Here is a 3,469-nt window from a genome sequence, read left to right on the forward strand (position 1 = left end):
ACGCCCTGCGCGAGGCCGGCACCATCCGTCCCGACGTCCTCTGCCCCGGCACGGGGCCACAGGACGCCCCGGTGCGCGACGAGCAGGGGCGCATCGTCGCAGTGACGCGTCTCGTCCACACGACGACCAGCGTCGCGGACGTGCTTCGCGCCGAGCGCCGGGGTGCCGCGTGACGGCCCCCGCACCGCTCCTCTGTCTCAACCCCTTCGTGCAGCGGCAGACGGTGGACTCCCCGTTCTCGTCGTTCGACGGATCGTGGGGAGACCTGCTCGCCCGCGTCGAGGCCGGCTTCGTGGCCGGGAACGTGCGTCCCGGCTACCGGGACGGCGTGTGCCTCGTGGACCTCAACCCCGAGGGCATCCGTTCCGGCGTCGTCCTCCTCAAGGAGGGCGACCTGCTCGTGGGCTCCTTCACCCCCCGCCGCGCAGACGAGGCCCCCCGCAAGCAGGTCCTCGCCAAGGGGGCACGAAAGATGCCCGCCGTCACGGCGTACGCCGTCCTGTACCGCGCCGACGTTCTGGCCGAGGGCGGCGACAACACCCTGCCTGTCGAGAGCGGCGGGTGGGAGGTGATCTCTCTCAACGCTTCCCCGGTCGAGGGAGACGCGCCGATGGACCCTCTCACGCTGATGTACAACCACTTCTCGGGAGAGGGCGGGACCGCTACCCACATGACCGACGAGGCCTTCGTCGCTGCGCTGCGAGCAGGCTTCCACTGGTGGAAGGACAAGGCGATGGCAGGGGGTGCGTGACGGGCCCCTAGCGGGCCCAGCGGTGTACGCGCAGTGCTACAGACCCCTCTCACGGCTTGCACCTGTGAGAGGACACCGCTAGTGTGTCTTCGTGCAACAGGGCACACCCTCCTGCTGGGGAGTAGGAGAGGGCAAGGTTAGGGGAACACACAAAGCCGCCTCGGGAGACCGGGGCGGCTTTCTGGTGCGTGATGCGACGGGGCTGGCGGCCACACCTGTCGCCCCACGCAGCGGCTACGTCCCCTCGACCGGGGCCCCTCCTCGGGTTCGGGAGGGCACCTTCTTCCCCGCCGCGCGGAAGAGGACGTTGCGGACCCACTCGCTGAACGACATGTCCATCGTCGCTGCGTAGGCCCGCAGGATGCGCTCCTCTTCATCGCTGACGGCGAAGGTGAGGGTGTTGCGGCGGGTCTTGTCGGGGGCCACCCGAGGGTGCCGGTAGTGCTTCTTGCGCCGATCCCCCACCATCGGCACGGGGAGTTCCTGTCGGCCCCGCATCCACGCCCCGGCCTCTACGTCGTTCGGCCCCACCGCGTCGGGGAGAGGGGTCATGGCCTCTACCGGGGCACGGGGCGGGGGAGGGGGAGGGCTTGCCCTCCTCGCAGTGGAGGGTGCGACAGGGGGCGTCTCGCGCCGCTGGGAGGTCCTCGCGGGAGGGCTCGGCTTTATCGTCTGATGAGGGACAGGTGAAAGGCGAGTGGTCATGTTGTCATAATAACGCGGTTCTCATACGCGTCGCTAGCCCTCCCGGCGTTCGCGAATAGAAGGTTCGGCGCAAGGAGGACAACGGATGGCTCGTGGTGGACGTAGGCTTCTCGACCCCCTTTCCGACCCTGTGAACGTGTCGGCCATGCGGGGGGCCCAACAGGACGAAGACGACTTCGACGCGAGCGAGCCCGAAGAAGAGGAGGGCTACGAAGGGGAAGACGGTGCCGCAGAGGGGCTGAACGACCCCGACGTCTCCTCTCTGGCGGCCCCGCCGAAGATCGGCGGCGGCTACGGCGCGCGGGGCCGGCGTTCGGAGATGTTTGGGGAGGAGGCAGACCACGCCCTCGGGCGCGCGTCTTCGCCCCGTCTCTACGCGCAGGCGAGCCAGTTCCCCACCTGCGTTCAGTTGCGGGTCTGGAAGTGGGAAAACGGAGTTCCCGTCGGTCTGGGAACCATCGACGCCACCTCGACCGAAGAAGACTTCGTCCGCAAGTTCTACACGGCCATGCCCCGTCGCGGAGAGGGTCGCGCCCAGTTCCGCCTTCGCCCCATCGACATTCGCGGGCAGGAGTTGGGGCAGGAGGTCACCACCGTAATCAGCGAGCACCACGCCGCGATCCGCCAGATGCGTGAGGCCGAGGAGGAAGAAAGGGAGATGCGCATGTACGGTCGTGGAAGGTTCCGTGGAGAGGACGACGACCGCAACGGCGGTCCCCCACAGGTCATCGTCGAGGCTCCGCAAACCAACGACAGTGGCGAGCAGATGGGCCACGTCGTCGACAGAATGTTGGAGGTCGTGGAAGCCCGCTCCCGCGCTCTGGAAGAGAGCCTTGAGATGGAGCGCGACCGCCTCCGTGAAGAAGAGAGTCGTCGTGCGCAGGAGCGCATCGACCTCGCCACCAACGCCGCGCAGGGCGTTCAGGTCATCACCGACCGTCTGATGAAGGACGAGGCGCAGCGCGCCGAGCGGGCACTTCGGGCCCAGCAGGAGCAGAGCCAGATGGTGCTCACCACGATCACGACGCAGTTCCAGCAGTCCCAGCAGATGGCCGCCCAGATGGCGGAGGAGCGTCGTCGTCAGGACGAGTATCGTCTGGAGCAGGAGCGCCAGCGGGCCGACCGCGAGCGCCGCGACGTCGAGGAGCGCCTGCGTCGCGAGCGAGAGGAGTACGAGGCCAAGCGCATGCGCGAGCGCGAGGAAGCGGAGATTCGTCTCCGAACCGAGCGTGAGGAGTCTGCTCGCAAGTTCGAGCAGCAGAAGATGGAGTTGGAGATGCGTCTCCAGCGCGAGCGCGAGGAGTTGGAGCGCAAGGAGAAGCGCGAGAAGGAAGAGCGCGAGGCCCGTGAGCGGTGGTTTGCGGAGGAGCGTGCTCGTCGCGAGGAGCGCGAGGCGCGCGAGGCCAAGGAGCGCGAGGAGGCTCGCCTTCGTCGGGAGATGCTGGAGCGCGAGTACCTTGAGCGCAAGGAAAAGTCCGAGCGCGACGACCGCGAGCGCCGTGACGCCATCATTCGCGAGGAGTTGCGCCTTCGCGAGGCCGAGCGTGAGCGCAAGGAGCGTCTGGAGAAGGAAGAGAAGGAGCGCCGCGAGATGCTCCTCAAGGAAGAGTTGCGCGAGCGCGAGGCCGAGCGGCAGCGTCAGCACGAGTTGCGCGTCAAGGAGATGGAGGCGGCTGCGGCTCGGGATCGTGAGCACGCGGAGCGCATGGCGTCGATGGCCCGCATGGAGTTGGAGGCGAAGGCGTCCGCGAGCGGAAACGACACGCTCGGCAACACCATGAAGTTGTTCTCCCAGTTCGGCATCCCGCCCGAGGAGGTCTTCCCGCGCATGTTCGGCGTGAAGACGAGCGGTGGTGACGAAGAAGAGGGAGAGGAGAAGTCTCCGGGCTGGATGGCCGCGCTCCCCATGGCTCTGGGTGCGCTCGGCGAGGTCGCGAAGGCCATGGCTGCCCGCAACGGCGCGCAGCAGGCTCCTCCCCGTCCGATGCCCCCGCAGATGCAGCGGCCTCTCCC

3 protein-coding genes are annotated in these 3,469 nt (G+C 68.1%); 2 read left to right on the forward strand and 1 reads right to left on the reverse strand.

Translation table 11 applies throughout. The features are described 5' to 3' along the window. The first annotated feature begins 169 nt into the window (after positions 1 to 169). Positions 170 to 751 (forward strand): DUF3228 family protein, encoded by a 582-nt coding sequence (locus EB084_21915; protein ID NDD30922.1) that lies wholly within the window; start codon positions 170 to 172, stop codon positions 749 to 751. A 234-nt stretch (positions 752 to 985) separates the two neighbouring features. Here the strand turns inward: EB084_21915 and EB084_21920 are convergent, their stop codons facing one another. Beyond that, on the reverse strand, positions 986 to 1,219 hold the full coding sequence (locus tag EB084_21920) for a hypothetical protein (protein ID NDD30923.1): 234 nt from the start codon (positions 1,217 to 1,219) through the stop codon (positions 986 to 988). 367 nt (positions 1,220 to 1,586) lie between these two features. Here EB084_21920 and EB084_21925 point away from each other — a divergent pair. After that, positions 1,587 to 3,469 (forward strand): hypothetical protein (locus EB084_21925; protein NDD30924.1); only part of this gene is annotated, 1,883 nt, incomplete at its 3' end.

This window comes from Pseudomonadota bacterium, assembly GCA_010028905.1.
GTDB lineage: Bacteria > Vulcanimicrobiota > Xenobia > RGZZ01 > RGZZ01 > RGZZ01.

What these genes read in the sequence shown, in the direction of transcription:
- EB084_21920 (NDD30923.1), bottom strand. Translation starts at nt 1,219, where the DNA reads ATGGTGGGGGATCGGCGCAAGAAGCACTACCGGCACCCTCGGGTGGCC.